The following is a 15,362-nucleotide window of genomic DNA, read 5'->3' as shown; positions in this document are numbered from 1 at the left end:
AAGCCCGAGCCCGCGCCGACGGTGACCAAGACGGTCAAGGTCAAGGTCCGGGTGACGGTCACCGCGCACGCGGCCGCGGCGGGCTCGGGAGGCTCGACGTCGGGCGGTTCGTCGTCCGGCGGGGGTTACGGCTCGTCAGGGGGCGGGTCCGGCTCGTCCGGCGGCTCGAGTTCGTCCGGAGGGTCCAGCTCGGGGGGTGGCGGGGCGACGGCGCGGTGCAACGACGGGTCGTATTCGTACGCGGCACACCATCAGGGGGCTTGCTCGCATCATGGGGGCGTCGCCGTCTTCTATCGGTAGTCGGACTCCCAAGTCGGGGAGGTCGTGAGTACGCCGGGAGTGCTGTGCATCCTCGCGCCGATCCCAGCGCCGGCTCACTGTGACTCGCACCCGGCAACGCGGACACCGAGACCCCGGCCTCAGCATTGCAACTGGGACGGGGTCTTCGGGTACCTGCTCTGAAGTGCCGCGGCAGCATCCGGTCCTGCGCACACGGCTCCGAAGCCCACGTGAGGGCGAAGGTGGCGGGGTTCTGATCTGTGGCTGGAGTGAGGTTGAAGCGATCCTCGACTCGCGGCCTCGCTCGCTGCTCGGCCGACCGATCGAGGTCATCACGATCCGTGGGCACGTGGGCGCCGGCGGTAGCTGTGGCACCCCCGTCGAGGCAGACGTCGGGGTCGAGTCGGACACGAGCGTGGTGAATTTCAGCTACACGGCCGCCAGTGGCAGCGATCTTTTGCAGTCGAAGCAAATTGACGGCAACCCGCTCAACAAAGGATTCGACGCTTATTCGGATCTGAAGCGTGGGTATTTATGGCCACAAGCGACGTGGTTATTTCCAGCCCGTGCTGCGAGTTGACTCGAGCGACGCGCGAGGTCAGTATGGGGATTGCGGCCGCTTCGTCGGTTGTGCAAATTTCCGGGGCCCAGTTATGCGGACTGTCTTGCAGCGTATGGAGCCCCCTTCCCTGACCTGGGTCGAGTATCCGACAAACGGTAAGAGTGGATCGGATACGTCCCCGCAGAAGGAGGGAAACGATGAGAAAAGGACTTCTGGCGGCCGCGATAACAGCGACGCTGTCCGCAGGTGCAGCCGTCAGCGCTGTTCCCACCGCCCAGGCTGCCACCGCTCCGACGGCGGCCCCTGCGGCGTCATGCCGTCTGCAAGACGGAATGATTCGGGGTAACGGATTTACTCCCAATCAGACATACAACGTCACGGGTAATGGCGCATCCATTTCTCGCGTCGCGGCGGGATCGACGGGCGACGTCCAAATCGGCTTCACCGGCGGTGGTCCGGTCTCTGTAGGACCCGTTCAGTGCGCGTCGTCAGGACCGGCCTCAGGCGCATCGACATCTTCGTCAGCCGCTTCGGCGGCAATCGCAAGAGGGACAGCAGCCGCACAGCAGGCAGCACGCACAGGCGCCTCCCAGCAGCAAGCAGCCGCAATAGGACGACAGGCGGCACAAGCAGAAGCCCAGAGGCTCGGGTTGCCACCCTCCGTGGTGAACCAGATAACCAACAACGTGACAAACACTGTCAACAACACAATAACCGGAAACAACAACACCATCGGTGGCACTCAGATCGGCGGCCAAAACAACACCCAGGGCCCCACGCAGGGAAGCGGCAACAACAACACCCAGGGCCCCACGCAGGGGAGCGGCAGCGGCAACACCCAGGGCAACCCGGGTGGCGGGACGACGACTCCGCCTGGTGGCGGCACGACGACCACTCCGCCTGGTGGTGGTAGTACGACGACGACTCCGCCCGGTGGCGGTACGACGACGACTCCGCCTGGTGGTGGTACGACGACGACTCCGCCCGGTGGCGGTACGACGACGACTCCGCCCGGTGGTGGTACGACCACGACTCCGCCCGGTGGTGGTACGACGACGACTCCGCCCGGTGGTGGTACGACCACGACTCCGCCCGGCGGTGGTACGACCACGACCCCGCCCGGCGGCGGCACCACGACTGCGGGATGACCCCGGCAACCCGTGGCGAATGCGCTCGGCCTACGAGTGAGCCCAAGTCTCGCTGAGTCAGCCAACCTCGGTTGAGCGGAACGCGATCAGATTGGTTCGCACCTCGCGGAGAGAATCTTTGCGAGGTGCGAATCAGGTCTGACGAGCTGCGGACTGCGCGCTCGGCAGATCCGGTCAACACTCTCTGGAGTAGTTCTCCAGCATGCCACATTCAAGAGCCAGGCGGGTGAGGTCGGCCCTGCGTCGAGAGCCATGTTTTCTTCCCAGTCGCTCTAGATGTGTATGAACCGTGTTTTCAGTGATGTTCAGCTTGGTGGCAATCTCGCGATCTGTCGCGCCGCTGGCAATAAGCTGCAAGATCTCTCTCTCGCGGCTAGTGATATGAGGGCGGGCGATAGGCAGGCCCTTGCCCGCGAGGCTGGTGCCGAAGTAGCTTTCTCCTGAGGCAACAACGCGGATGGCCGTCGCGAGTTCCGAGTCGTCCGTATGTCGACTGAGATAGCCGCGGGCGCCGGCCTGGATGCACAGGACGGCGTCGGATTGAGCCTCCGAGGTCGATACCACAACGACGGCATACCCTTGCTGCTGCAACTGGGCTACCTGTTCCGCTGTCGACTGATCGAATACCCGCAGACTGGTGAGCACAATAATTTCTACGTCAGGCGCCTCGCGAAGCAGGTCATCCACACTGTTGACGAAGGTCGTGATGTGCAAATCCGGCTGGATGTCGATTGCCTGCGCGATACCGAGCTGGAGCAACGACCACTCGCAAACAACGGCGATAGACGTCACCGAGGGCCTCATCAGCAGCTCCAACCTAGGCGGGCGATCGCCCACATGACCCAACGAAGTGGACGGTCGGCGCCTCCCACCGTCTGATCCCAGAGTCGTCCCTTCCGGAAGAAGTGGCACCTCTGTTTGCCCCGGATGGGGGAAGACGAGCTGAAGGGGCTCATGATCCTTGACTCTGCCCATGCACAGCGCCAGGAGCGGGTCCTCGCGCAGCAGCGGGCTAGGCAAGCCCCGACCGGTGATCCGCGCCGGGATCACCGGACGATGAAAGGACGCCCCCGCGACCGTTCGGGTCCCCGCGTCTTCGCCGGCGTCACCGCGCCCTGGTTCGGCCCCGTCGCCGAGTTCCAGAAGCGTGGGGCCTTGCACTGCCACGCCGTGGTCCGCCTCGACGGAGCCGACGTTCCCGACACGCCCCGCCGGCCTGGGCCACCGTCGCCGTCCTGGCCGACACGATCCGCGCTGCCGCTGCCCGCGGCCGGGTCCTCAAGCTGGCCTAGAGTCGACTCCTGGGCTACACGTTCGCACCCGCCCCGCGCACGGGGTGTCTTGCCCTACTTCCCCCGAAGGCCCTCCGGTCGGCCGGCCCAGGGATGGGTGTCGCGTCTGCGGCCGAGTGAGTCGGAGGTGTGTCGCCAACGCTGAGAGACAACGAGAGAGGGCGGGAGTCAGTGAGACCGACTCCCGCCCTCTTCTGTTGGCATCCGCCTTGGTCAGCGCTTGATCTCTGCTGATCTTCGGCCAGTGCCGCGGCAGGATTCGAACCTGCACACACGGCTCCGGAGGCCCCTTCGGGAATTGGTGTACGTCCAGGTGACGGGCTTTCAACAGTTCCGAGGAACAAGACTCGTCCACAGATGGTCCACGGACCCGGGCGCCACCTAGCCTCGCGCATGCGACCTGAGTGACCCCGGCCGACCTGCATAGAAGCAGGCCCTGCAAGGACTGTGACGCGGTCCTGGACAACTTGGCTGCGCTGTGTGGAAGCACCGCGGAGCTTCCGTGCTGGAACACAGAGGTGGTGGCGGTATACATGATTGACCGTGTCCAGATCAGGGACGATGTCGGTGATCAGGGCGGACCCAGCTCAGGGTGCCGGTAAACATGATGTCCGAATGCCGGGTGGGGTGGAGCCGAGGTTGGGCAGGGTCCCGGGCGGGACGGCCACCGTGGCGCGTGCCCAGCCGAGGAGTTCGACGGCATGGCTCAGACGGACAGCTCTGCGGGAGCGGGAAGGAGATCAATAAGCGAGTCGTTTGGTTGGGCCGTTTGCCGTTTGCCGTTTGCCGTATTCCGTGGTCCGGGGGAGGGATATCGTTGGCAAGTCGCCCGCACAGGCAATACGACGGCCCGCGTGTGCTCACCCGACTGGACACCCCTGACGTGTACATGCAGGACACGCTCGAAGTAGGTTGACCTGCAGGAGCACCGTGGCCTTCGGGTCGCCACCCTTTGACGAGCAAGGACACCCCCGACTGATGGCAGTGACCCAGCAGGAGATCGAGAACCGGCTGTGGGACGCCGCCGACGAGCTGCGCGTGGCGATGCCCGAAGCGCAATACTCTTCGGTGGTCTTCCCGTTGATGTTCTGGAAGTACCTGTCGGACACCTGGGAGCACAACCACCAGGAGTTCCTGGCCGACAACGAGGGCCTGGACGACCTTTCCGCCGAGGAAGCCCACGAGATCGAGTACCGCGACTACCAGTCGTTCGAGATCCCGTTCATCCACCCTGGCACCGTCCAGGAGCGTCGCGCCTCCTGGTCGTCCATCCTCGCCACCATCACCCAGCCCGGTCTCGGTCAGCGGATCCGCGCCTCCCTGCAGGCCATCGAGGCGGCCAACCCTGACAAGTTCTCGCGCCTGTTCGGGTCCATGACTTGGACCTCGGAAGAGGTGCTGTCGGGGGAGGTGTTGGCGGCGGTCATGCAGGCGATGGACCGCACCCCGCAGATGCACGAGGGCAACATGTCCCACGATGTGCTCGGCGGGGCGTACGAATACCTGCTGAAGCGGTTCTCCGACGGGTCTGGCACCCGCGCCGGCCAGTTCTTCACTCCGCGTGAGGTCGTCGAGCTGCTCGTCGAGGTCCTGGACCCCAAGAGCTTCGAGTCGGTGTACGACCCGGCCTGCGGGTCCGGCGGCATGCTCATCGCTTCCGCGAACCTTCTGAAGGCCCACGGCGGGCGTGGCTTCACGCTCAAGCTGTACGGGCAGGAGGCCGTCTCGGACACCGCCGGTGTGGCCCGCATGAACCTCTTCATGCATAACCTGACCCAGTTCCAGGTCGAGGTCGGCGACACCCTGAAGGACCCGCGCTTCAAGAAGCCGGACGGGTCCGTGGCGCAGTTCGATGTGATCGTCGCCAACCCGCCCTACAGCCTGAAGTGGAAGCCCTGGACGGATGACCCACGCGCCATCGGCGGGGTCGCCCCGCAGTCATCGGCGGACTGGGCGTTCGTCCAGCACATGATCGCCAGCATGGACCAGAAGAAGGGCCGCGCCGGCGTCGTCCTGCCTCACGGCGTTCTCTTCCGCGGTGGGCAAGAAGCAGCCATCCGTCAGCGCGTTCTGGACGACGATCTCCTTGAGGCCGTGATTGGGCTGCCAGCCAACCTCTTCTACAACACCGGGATCCCGACCTGCATCCTGGTCTTCCGTGCCCCTGGCACCAAGGCCCCAGAGCGGCAGGGCGGCGTGTTGCTCATCGACGCCTCCAAGCGGTTTTCGCACGCCAAAAAGCGCAATGTGCTTGGCGAGGCAGACATTGCCGACGTGGTGACCACCTACCACTCGAGCTTCGGCACCGACGGCACCCCGGTCGACCTCGACGGAGATGGCGGCCTGGCCGCGCGCTTCGTTCCCATGGAGGAGATCGCCGCGCACGGGTACGACCTGAACATCGGCCGTTACATCAAGCGAGCCGCTGGCGAGGCCGAAGACCTCGGAACCCTCATCGACGCCTACAACGTCGCCCGAGCCGAACGACGCCACGCCGAAGAGAACATGGTGGCGGTGCTCGCTGCCGCTGGAATCGAGGGCTTCGATGAGTGATTGGCAGCAAGTAACACTCGGACAGCTCTTCTCGGTAGACAACTCCAAGCTGGGGGCACACACAGACGAGCCGACTGTGATGAGCCTGTCCAAGTACGACGGGTTCGTACGTTCCGACGACTACTTCGACAAGAGGATCGCGTCGGAGAAGCTCGATGGCTACAAGACCGTCGCACCGGGAGGGTGGGCGTACTCCACCATCCACATCGACGAGGGGTCCATAGCTCGGAACAACCTGGGTGAGACCGGAGTCATCAGCCCCATGTACACCACCCTCCGATGGCAGGGTGAAGGGGCTGCACTGCCGGAGTACGCAGAACTGATGGTCCGTAGCCCTCGGATGCTGGCCGAGTACGCCAACAATGCGCAAGGCAGCGTAAACCGCAGGCGCAGTCTTCCCTTTAAGGCGTTCAGCACCATTCCCATCACCCTGCCTCCACTGCCGGTGCAGGAGCGGATCGCCGAGATCATCAGCACAGTCGATGACCAGATCGCCACACTTGATTCCGAGGCCAGCACTGCACGGAGGCTCCTCAACATGGTGCTCGCGGAGCACTTCGAGGCTGTCGATGGTAAACCGCATCGGATTGTTGATCTGTGCTCCCATGTGGTCGGGGGCGTCTGGGGCAAACCTGAGGGCGAGGGCGACGTTGATCGACTCGCGCTTGGGCCTCGCATTTACACGCCCGGTACCTCGGACTTCGTAACTGACGGCTCGCCGGTCCGGTCGTTCACGACCAAGCAAGCGGACACCCGGACGGTGCGGGAGCAGGACATCATCCTGGAGCGGTCTGGCGGTTCGCCCGAGCAGCCTGTCGGTCGAGTCGTTATCGCAGGTCCCGGCCTGGAGTCGTGCGTGCCCACCGACTTCCAGCGATTGCTGCGAGTAGACCCAGAGAATGCGCTGCCCAGGTACGTGTTCTGGCGGCTTCGACACGACTGGGCATCCGGGCTGACCCGCAACTACTCCCGCCGCACGACTGGGATCACGAATCTGTCGGTAAAGGAGTACATCGCCCGCGAGGTTCGCGTGCCTTCCTTGGAAGAGCAGGCGGGACTCGTTGAGAGTGCTGAAGCGGTTGATGCACTGGGCGTCACTCTGCGCGCGGAGGCCGCCAGTCTCCGTCAGGTCCGAGCGGGTCTGCTGTCAGGGCTGTTGGATCAGACGATCAAGATTGAGTCCACCGAGCTGGAGGTCTGAGCCGTGGCGAAGGGCATTCGGGAGCGCGAGTTCCAGAACTTAATGATCCAGTGGTCCCTCCCGATGGGCTGGCGCTTCACACAGGGCAGATCGCTGCCGCGTGAGACGACGCAAACGGTGGTCGCCGGCCAGCTGCGGGACGCCATCGTTCGGCTCAACCCCGGGGTGATTGACGGGTTCGACGTGGACGAGGTGGTTGGGAAGATCGTCGCCACGGTCAACGCCGTCGAAGGCGGGTTGGTGCGGGCCAACGAGGAGGTGCTGCACCTGCTGCGCGGGCGTAAGGAGTTCCGGGACGCCGACGGCGTGTGGCACGCCCTGAAGGTCATCGACTTCGATCACCCGACCGCCAACACGCTGGTCGTGTCGGACGAGGTGACCATCACCGTCCCCGGCAAGATCTCCCGCCGGTTTGACCTCGTGTACTGGGTCAATGGCCTGCCCCTGGTCGTCGTCGAGGTGAAGTCCCCGACCGCGAAGTCCGGGTGGGTCGACGCCGCCCGCGAGATCAACGACGTGTACGCCACTGAGTACCCGTGGTTCTTCACCCCCAACGTCTTCGCCGTGGCCTCCGACGGGCTGAAGCTGCGGTTCGGTGCCGCCGGCGCGCCCACCAACCTGTGGCAGCCGTTCCGGTCCACCGCCGACGACGAGAACCTGTCCGGGCAGGCCGACGTACAGCGCTCCGTCGAGCTGCTGATGAACCCGGCCACGATCCTGGACATGCTCGTCAACTTCGCCCTCTTCGACACCGCCGGGGGCGGAGTGGACAAGAAGTACCTGCCCCGCTACCCGCAGATGGAGGCCGCGCACCTGATCCACGAACGGGTCCTGGAGGGCGGGTCGAAGGGCCTGATATGGCACCACCAGGGGTCTGGGAAGACGCTGCTGATGGTGTTCGCCGCCTCGCTGCTGCTGGCCGACACCCGCACCGAGTCGCCCACGATCATCCTGCTCTCGGACCGCACCCACCTCGTCCGGCAGACCTCCGGGGTGTTCACCTCCGCGATGGGGGACGCCTACTTCCACCAGCCCGCCACCAGCGCCGAGCTGCGGGCGCTGCTGGCCGATGACGTGCGCGGCGTCATCTCCACGACTGTCCACAAGTTCGCCGACGCTGGCAAGAACCTGTCGACCCGGGACAACATCATCGTGCTGGTCGACGAGGCACACCGCACCCAGTCCGCCAGATCGAAGTCCCTGGCCGGGCAGATGCGCGCAGCGTTGCCGCACGCGAAGTTCTTCGGCATGACCGGCACCCCCGTCCGCAACCTCGCCACCGACACCTTCGCCCTCTTCGGCGAAGAGACCGACCCGGGCAAGGTGCTGCACCGATACTCGGTGTCCCGGTCCCTGCTGGACGAGGCGACCGTCCCGGTCATGCTGGACCCGCACCCGGCTGCCTTTGAGATAAACGCCCAGGAGTTGCAGGCCGAGTTCGACCAGTTCGCCGACGACTTCGACCTCGACGACCCCGACCGCGAGATCCTGTCCCGCAAGTTCGGGCGCCTCACCTCGGTGTTCACCAACCCCGAACGCATTCACGCAGTCTGCCAGGACATCGTGGACCACTACCTGGCCGGCGCCTACCGCAACGGCCTCAAGGCCCAGGTCGTCGCCTTCAACCGTGAGCTGGCCGTGGCGTACACGGACAAGATCAACAAGCTGCTGGCCGGCTTCGAGGCGTCACAGGTGCTCGCCGAGGTCGGCAAGCACGACCGGATCACCGCCGAGGTGAACATCTCCGTCTCGGACTCCAAGGACGAAGACCCCGCCATGCGGCCGTTCCGGCTCTCGGAGGCCGAGGAGGAGGAGCAGAAGCGGCGATTCCTTACCCCGGACGACCCGCTGTGCTTCCTGGTGGTGACCGCGAAGCTGATGACCGGGTTCGACGCCCCCAACGAGGGCGTCCTCTACCTGGACAAGCCGCTGAAAGCCCACAACCTGTTCCAGACGATCACCCGCCCGAACCGCACCTGGGTGTCCCCGACCGGGTTCGTGAAGACCTCCGGCGTGGTCGTGGACTACATCGGCCTGGCCGAAGAGGTCCAGCGGGCCGTCGCCGACCCCACCGCAAAGGGGGCTGGCAAGGGCGGCGGATTCGTCACCGACCTGTCCGAGCTGATCGCCGAGTTCCGCACCATCTTCGCCCGCATCGAAGACCTCCTCGCGGACCTGGACGGCCTGGACCTCACGGTCCACGGATACGAGTCCGTGCGAGCCATCAACGTCTTCCTGGACGCCAACCCCGGCGCCGCCGAGGTGTTCGCCAAGGACTACCGGTTCCTGGCCCGCCTGTACCCGCTCATCAACACCGACAAGCGGATCGCCAAGTACCAGGACGGCTTCGGGCTGTTCGGGTCCGTGTACACGACCCTGTTCAAGAAGTCCTCTGACGAAGAGAGGAAGGAACGGCTGGCCGAGCTGGGACCGATGGTCCTGGAGATCATCAACGCCCACGTCCACTCCTTCTCCGTGGTCGCCTCCCAGGAGGAACCCCTCGTCCTGGACGCCCAGGGCATCGCCATTCTCAAGGAGCTGCTGGCCCTCGTCCGCCCCGAGCCAGATAAGGACGACGGCGAGGACAAGACGCCGCCGTCCGCGGCCGAGATCCTGGACCACATCAAGGCAGCCCTCGAAAAGGGCGTCGAACCGGGGTCTGCGAAGTACACCGCCCTAGCGGAGCGAATCAAGCGGCTGCGGGACCAGATCATCCAGAACTCCCAGGACGCCCTCGGGTTCCTGTCCGAAGCGCTCCGGGTCGCCCGCGCCATCGTGGACGCCCAGAAGCACCCCGACGACGCCGTCGTCGTGCTGGACGATGACCACGTGGGCGTCCTGTCGCGGATTATCCACGACCACGCACCGCCCGGCCTCACCGTCACGGAGAGGAACCTGGCCGAGGAGATCGACAAGGTGGTCACCCGCACCCTCGCCCAGTCATGGGACAACGCCGACGCCCGCAACCGAGGCGTCCGCCGCGCCACCGCCACGGTCTTCCGCCATTACACGCTGAAGCCGGTGGGGGAGCCGTACGACTCCACCGTCGCCTACATCGAAGCCCACTACCTCGTTGACTGACGAATACGCGTAGGCCCGGCAACCTCTAGCGGTTGCCGGGCCTCGTCGCGCGGCTCGGGCCCTGATCTATCCCCTGGGAACATGCCATTTCGCCAGCCGATCTAGCGGGCACGGATGCGCACATTTGCCACCCTGTTGACCGCTGCATCTGGCATACCTGTGGTAGGCGATCTCTTCTTCGGCCCGAAGCAACTTGGGAGACTCTGCCTTGGGCGTGTTCATGCTCCGCTGAAGCCCGCCCCTGCCCGTCGTTGTGCGTCGGCGTTGTCGGACAGTTGGGCACTCGGCTGGGACAGATGGAGCGCTCAGAAGAAGCGCCGGCGACCTCTACTCTGCCGACTCGCCGCGAATCCTGTTGGCGATATCGACAAGGGAACCTTGCCCGGGCACAAACCAACGACGCGTGCCCTGTACGGCTTTAGGGCCAGACTTATTGGCTTGTTTGAACATTTCCATAACCAACGCGCTGGGAGAGTAACGCTCTCCATCCCATTCCCAGAGGAGTACCTTACTCCTGCTGCTGCTCACGACCCATGTTGCCGACCCGCGGCGCTGGTCTTCCGAAAGCCACTCACTCAACGCGCGTCGTTCCGGTTCCACGATCGGTCGGAACTCAAGCCGGGTACCTTCAGGAATGGCCCCCGCATCCACGATTACGGTGACGGCGTTCGCTTGACGTGCTCGCTTTTCCCGTTCCGTTGCTTCGTATTCAGGAGAGAGCTCGGGAGTTGACTTCCCCGAGAGGATACCGGAAGCCGCACTTTGTACCACCAGCCCGTAACGTTGAGCAGTGCGGAATGCTGCGCCGACCTGGCTTCCAGGCTCATCCAACGCGTACATTGCCCATCGCAAAGCGGCATCTACAGAGGTGGGAATCTGCTTCGCAAGTTCTTCCCATTCGCCGTCTGAACAAGATGACCAGTTTCTATTGCTTCGGAATACAAGATGGGCGATCAGGTATTGACCCTGTTCAGCGAAGACGCTAGCGCGTCCTTCCAGTCGTAGCTGCTGACGATCTACCTCCTGCTTCACCTCCCTAAATAGTTTAACCGCGCGCCATACCTGGCGAGCGTCTCTGCTGCGGAAGATTTTTGGGTAGGTTTCGTCCTTCCATAGAAGGGATGTATCAGATTTCGCCTGGAAGGAGAACCTGGCTTCCTGGTGTGCACATGCGAGAGCGATCGCTGCCTCTAGCATGTCGCAGCCTTCGGAGGGTGCTGGAGGAGCTTCGCCGCGTTTGATAACGTACTTCTTGTTGAGCGTGACATCGAAGTCGTATCGAAGTCGTGTTTGAATTTGATCGAGCGCCCTGAAGTCCTGTTCAGCTACGCCGTTCTGAGTGTTGGTCGCGATAGTGACGCGACGGTCAAAGTTATTAGGAGTTCCCTTAAGTGGGATGATTCGCACATTGAGACGTGCGCGCGCCACGGATTCTGCAGACCGTTCAGCAGCCTCATGCAGGGACGCAACTGTTTGTGCACCATTTACGACGCTAGCGCCTGAGAGCTCTAGATCGCCGCGCGGACTTACGTTCAGTTGGTCGCACAACACGGTAATTCCATTGTGGAAATACCAGAAATGCTCTGGTTCGCGCAGTACGGTTTCTACTAGGCCTGCATTGATCTTGGTTAGGCCTAGAGGGAAACGAATGTTGCGCTGGAAAAGCCGATGGCGGTTTTCGCTGTACCAGCGGACAACTTGATCGGCTGTCAAGGTGCCGTAGTACGCCAGGTATGGCTCATCGTGGTACCGGAAATCTGGCATCCTGGCCGCGAGATCGATCTGAGGGTCATCGAGTCCGGATCTCAGGGCGCTGATGAAGTGAGGAAGCAAAAGCGGCTCGACTCGAAGAATCTCCTGCGGGTCATTGTATTCGCGGAGTAGATCCTCAAAGTCGCGTTGAATTCCGGCGGACAGCTCTCGATCTCCGGCCAGTGCAGGCACGATAGTGATTTGAACGCGCGGGTTACTCAGGGCTGAGTTTAGATTGGGCACCATGGGTTGGAGTTTTTTGTTGAATCGATCATACTGGCTATTGACTAGCTTTTTCAGTCCTTCCTTGACGGCGAAAAGAGCTTTCTGATCAAATGTTGCATTGCCTTCCTTGCTCCATTTTGCCTGGACGATCCAGATGTGAGGTGCGTCGATGTCGACCGCTATAGCATCAATTCCCTGGTCGTCGAATCCGTCAATGATGCATGCTGCGGCCTGTTTGCGGTCAAGTCCGGTCACTTCAATCACCGCCAGTGCGGCTAGCGCACGGCTCAAGAAGGATGTTCGTGCGGAATTATCGTCCCGGCCCTCCCAATCAGCCATGTCGATCAGTCCATCAAACTGTTCGACCAGTGCGTTCTCCAGTTGCCTGACTTGCAGGTCCTTCACGCTTGCCTCCCCATGCCTGATGAGCACTCAGCCTAGAGTGCCGGCGAGTGGTGGGCCACCTATTCGCTGCGACCGAAGCTGTGAAGGTGAGGCGGCCAAAGTGGGTCGGTGGAGCGGCTTTGGGGTGGCGCTGCTTTGGCGCGAGTGATCATGGCCCCGTAAGCTTCCGGCGCGTCGGGCAGTCTGTGGACCTGCCCGGTAAAGCACGACGTTGGGGCCATGATCTTCGAGGCTCGTGCCAAAGTGGCTCCGTAAAGCCGTGGAGCCGACCGCCCCAGCCACGATGTACTCCTCTCTGGCATGAGGCGGCTGACTGCCTAGTGCGCGGCACGGACACCGGCCGGGCTGGAGCGGGGCGGAGACAGGAGCGCAGGCCCGGCCGGGGGCCGGGCCGCGCGCGGTGAGCGGAGCGAGCCGCCTTGAACCCGTAGAGAAGGTTGTAACTCAGTGAGATTCAGGTACTGGTTGGCCTGTTCGGTTCTCTGGTTGCTGTGATCCTGCGTGCTTGTTCTGCTGCGCGCTGAAGTGCCTGGGCCACCTGGTCGGCGTCGTCGGCGTTAAGCAGGATCTCTTGTGTCCAAAGGATCGAGAGCCTGACGGTGCCGTCGTGCAGGTGTACGGCTACGTCGAGTTCTGTGTTGTGGCCGGCTGCGTCTCGGATGTCGTCCAGGGCTGGGTCGCTGTCGAACGCGCTCATGCTCTGATGTTCCACAGGGGGGCGTCGTACTGGCCCGGTCGGCTGTGGATGAGAAGCCGGCGCAGCTCGTCCCGCTGGGAGCCGCTGAGGTTCAAAGCCTCGGTGATGTGACGGAACGTCGTGTGGGTGACTCCGCGGGCTCGGGCCTCGCTCTGGAACTGGTCGAGCCGAGACAGCACGTCGTCGCGGTCCAGCTTCGTCGGTGGCCGCTCAGTGAGCCATGCTGCCTTGCTGCGTTCGTAGTCGATCTCCGAGAAGCCGCAGATCTCGCGGCTGTATGCCTCGGCCTCGTCCAGGGCGGCGGTCGTCATGATGGCGCGGGCCAGGCTATTTCGGCTGATCGCGTCGTCCAGGTCGACCTCGTGGACCGTGGGCCCTTCGTCGGTGAGGGCAACTGAAAGGCCGGCGTCGCGCACCTCGCAGATGCCGCGGGCTCCTCGGGCTGTTGCGGCGAGCATGGCGGTGGCCTCTGAGGGGTGCCATTCCAGGATGCTGCCGATCGTCTCCACGTCCTCGGTCGTGAAGGTGTGGACGGGAGTGCCGAACAGAGGGCGCAGGTCGTCGGGGGAGATCTCGCCGTCCAGCCCGGGACCAGCGACCAGGAGTCGGATCGGGGCGTTGACCTGGCAACAGGCGGCGAGGGTGAGGGCGTCGGCGAGTGGGCTCTTGAGGGTGGGTTCGTCGCCCTGGGCGAGGATGTCGCCGCCGACGTCGAGCAGATCGATCGATGTCGGCGCCAGGTGGGATACCAGCTCTTCGAGTTGGCGAGTGATGTCCTCGGCGCCGTGGTGCGGGTCGAGCAAGGCCAGGGTGTGCGGAAGCTCTGCCGAGAGACGGGGGAGCGTGGAGCCCGCCGGGGCGATCGGCTGTGCCTCGGCCGGCACCGACCAGACGGACTGAGTGACGGGTTCGAGTCCCCTGAAGCTGTCGGCTCCCCGTGGTCCCGGGAGTGGGTCGATCAGGAGGCGATCCCACGCGTACGTGAGGATCACCACCTGGTCCTCGTCGCCGTAGAGGGCGGCGTGAAGCATGGCGGCGGCGACTGCGTCGCCCCCTCCTCCTGCTGCGACGATCAACCGCGTCATGCGCTCAGGGTACGGGTTCACGTGTTGGCCACTCACCCTATAGTGGCAAAAGGCCATAGCCACTTAGGCGAGGAAGGGAGGGGAAATGCCGCAGATCGAAGAGGCCCAGCCGAAGTGTCTCCAGATCGCCCACTACATCCGTGACCAGATCCTTCGGGGGGACCTGCGGCCGGGGGACGAGGTGCCCTCGGAACGGCAGCTCGCCGCGGACTGGAAGGTGTCCCGGCCCACGGCTGCGCGGTCGCTAGAGGCGCTGAGCCATCAGGGCTTGGTCGAAAAGCGCCAGGGCTCGGGGACCTACGTGCGCAGCCTCGAAGTGAACCGGCGTGCACGGGAGTTGTACGGACGTGCACGGCAGACCGGGAAGATCTACACGCCCGGAGAGTATGCGGTGATCACCTCGACCGGTTGGCTGGAGGCTCCGGAGTACGTCGCCGAGGCGCTGGGACTGGTGAAGGATCGCCGAGCCGTGCACCGCCGGCGGGTGACGAACAACCAGGACGGCCCGATCAACCTGTCCACTTCGTGGTTCGCTGCGGATGTCGGTCAGCGGGCACCCAAGCTCCTGGACCCCGAGCGGATCCAGGAAGGGACGCTCATGTACGTCGAGCGAATGACGGGCCGTCAAGGCAGTTACGCGGAAGACAGGATGTGCGCTCGGGCTGCCACGGACGAGGAGGCGGACGACCTGCGGTTGGAGCCGAGGTCCGCGGTCCTCATCGTCCATCACGTCGTCTTTGACCTCCAGGGCCGGCCCCTGGAGTTCGCCGAAGCCACCTACCCGCCGCACCGCTGGGCGTTCGAGCAGGGCTACCCGCTCACCTGACGACGACTCGCCAGTTCCGGCGAACCGCTTGCACGTCCCAAGTGGCTAATGCCACTATCCAGGAAGTGGCTAAGGCCACTGAGGAGAAGGGGGCACGACGTGACGAGTCGACGGCCGGTGCATGATGCGCGGTCAGCTTGTCGGGGGTGTCGGGGCGTGGATGGAAGCGCGTCGGCTCCCGAACGGCGCTGGCGCTCTCCACGGCCAACGACCGCGACCGTGCCACGTCGAAGCGGCGCTGCCTCGACTGCGACGG

General features: G+C 64.1%; 10 protein-coding genes and 1 pseudogene. 7 read left to right on the top strand and 4 right to left on the bottom strand.

The genetic code is table 11. The features are described from left to right. Positions 1–21: 21 nt before the first annotated feature. Positions 22–300, top strand: a complete 279-nt coding sequence (locus tag CCN33_RS24980; RefSeq protein ID WP_341866592.1) for a DUF3761 domain-containing protein — start codon at positions 22–24, stop codon at positions 298–300. A gap of 1,227 nt (positions 301–1,527) precedes the next feature. Beyond that, the gene (locus tag CCN33_RS24975) at positions 1,528–1,989 is read left to right on the top strand and encodes a hypothetical protein (RefSeq protein ID WP_208621881.1); all 462 of its coding nucleotides are present in this window, start codon (positions 1,528–1,530) and stop codon (positions 1,987–1,989) included. Positions 1,990–2,163: 174 nt separating this feature from the next. Here the strand turns inward: CCN33_RS24975 and CCN33_RS24970 are convergent, their stop codons facing one another. Further along, entirely contained in the window at positions 2,164–2,781 is a 618-nt protein-coding gene (locus tag CCN33_RS24970; RefSeq protein ID WP_167387938.1) for a response regulator transcription factor, read from the bottom strand. Positions 2,782–3,108: 327 nt separating this feature from the next. On the opposite strand from CCN33_RS24970, the pseudogene CCN33_RS33240 reads away from it, so the two are divergent. From CCN33_RS33240 to CCN33_RS24955, 4 genes and pseudogenes are all read left to right on the top strand, one after another. Continuing rightward, a pseudogene (locus CCN33_RS33240) lies at positions 3,109–3,254 on the top strand (replication initiator); the annotation flags it as partial. Positions 3,255–4,259: 1,005 nt separating this feature from the next. Continuing rightward, positions 4,260–5,834, top strand: coding sequence for a type I restriction-modification system subunit M (locus tag CCN33_RS24965; protein ID WP_086695730.1), 1,575 nt, complete (start codon positions 4,260–4,262; stop codon positions 5,832–5,834). A gap of 79 nt (positions 5,835–5,913) precedes the next feature. Beyond that, the gene (locus tag CCN33_RS24960) at positions 5,914–7,035 is read left to right on the top strand and encodes a restriction endonuclease subunit S (RefSeq protein WP_167387937.1); all 1,122 of its coding nucleotides are present in this window, start codon (positions 5,914–5,916) and stop codon (positions 7,033–7,035) included. 3 nt (positions 7,036–7,038) lie between these two features. Continuing rightward, positions 7,039–10,116, top strand: a complete 3,078-nt coding sequence (locus CCN33_RS24955; RefSeq protein WP_086695728.1) for a type I restriction endonuclease subunit R — start codon at positions 7,039–7,041, stop codon at positions 10,114–10,116. Positions 10,117–10,443: 327 nt separating this feature from the next. Here CCN33_RS24955 and CCN33_RS24950 read toward each other — a convergent pair whose 3' ends face one another. The 3 genes from CCN33_RS24950 to CCN33_RS24940 all read right to left on the bottom strand — a co-directional run bounded on the left by CCN33_RS24950 (position 10,444) and on the right by CCN33_RS24940 (position 14,280). Next, positions 10,444–12,498, bottom strand: a complete 2,055-nt coding sequence (locus CCN33_RS24950) for an AIPR family protein (RefSeq protein ID WP_086695727.1) — start codon at positions 12,496–12,498, stop codon at positions 10,444–10,446. A gap of 454 nt (positions 12,499–12,952) precedes the next feature. Beyond that, positions 12,953–13,195 carry a hypothetical protein gene (locus CCN33_RS24945; protein WP_086695726.1) on the bottom strand — a complete coding sequence of 81 codons (243 nt, stop codon included), beginning with the start codon at positions 13,193–13,195 and terminating at the stop codon, positions 12,953–12,955. Continuing rightward, complete coding sequence (locus CCN33_RS24940) at positions 13,192–14,280, bottom strand: DUF1152 domain-containing protein (RefSeq protein WP_086695725.1); 1,089 nt, start codon at positions 14,278–14,280, stop codon at positions 13,192–13,194. Before CCN33_RS24940 ends, CCN33_RS24945 begins: the two co-directional genes overlap by 4 nt. Positions 14,281–14,365: 85 nt before the next feature. Here CCN33_RS24940 and CCN33_RS24935 point away from each other — a divergent pair, with 85 nt between their 5' ends. Continuing rightward, positions 14,366–15,106 (top strand): GntR family transcriptional regulator, encoded by a 741-nt coding sequence (locus CCN33_RS24935; RefSeq protein WP_086695724.1) that lies wholly within the window; start codon positions 14,366–14,368, stop codon positions 15,104–15,106. Positions 15,107–15,362: the final 256 nt, after the last annotated feature.

This window comes from Streptomyces recifensis, assembly GCF_002154615.1.
GTDB classification, from domain to species: Bacteria; Actinomycetota; Actinomycetes; order Streptomycetales; family Streptomycetaceae; genus Streptomyces; species Streptomyces griseoluteus.
Note: the sequence above shows the minus strand (reverse complement) of the source record. Positions and strands in the feature narration are given on the sequence as shown.

Coding starts and splice junctions, on each gene's coding strand:
- CCN33_RS24965 (WP_086695730.1), top strand. CDS start 4,260: ATGGCAGTGACCCAGCAGGAGATCGAGAACCGGCTGTGGGACGCCGCC.
- CCN33_RS24960 (WP_167387937.1), top strand. CDS start 5,914: ATGAGCCTGTCCAAGTACGACGGGTTCGTACGTTCCGACGACTACTTC.
- CCN33_RS24945 (WP_086695726.1), bottom strand. CDS start 13,195: ATGAGCGCGTTCGACAGCGACCCAGCCCTGGACGACATCCGAGACGCA.
- CCN33_RS24940 (WP_086695725.1), bottom strand. CDS start 14,280: ATGACGCGGTTGATCGTCGCAGCAGGAGGAGGGGGCGACGCAGTCGCC.
- CCN33_RS24935 (WP_086695724.1), top strand. CDS start 14,366: ATGCCGCAGATCGAAGAGGCCCAGCCGAAGTGTCTCCAGATCGCCCAC.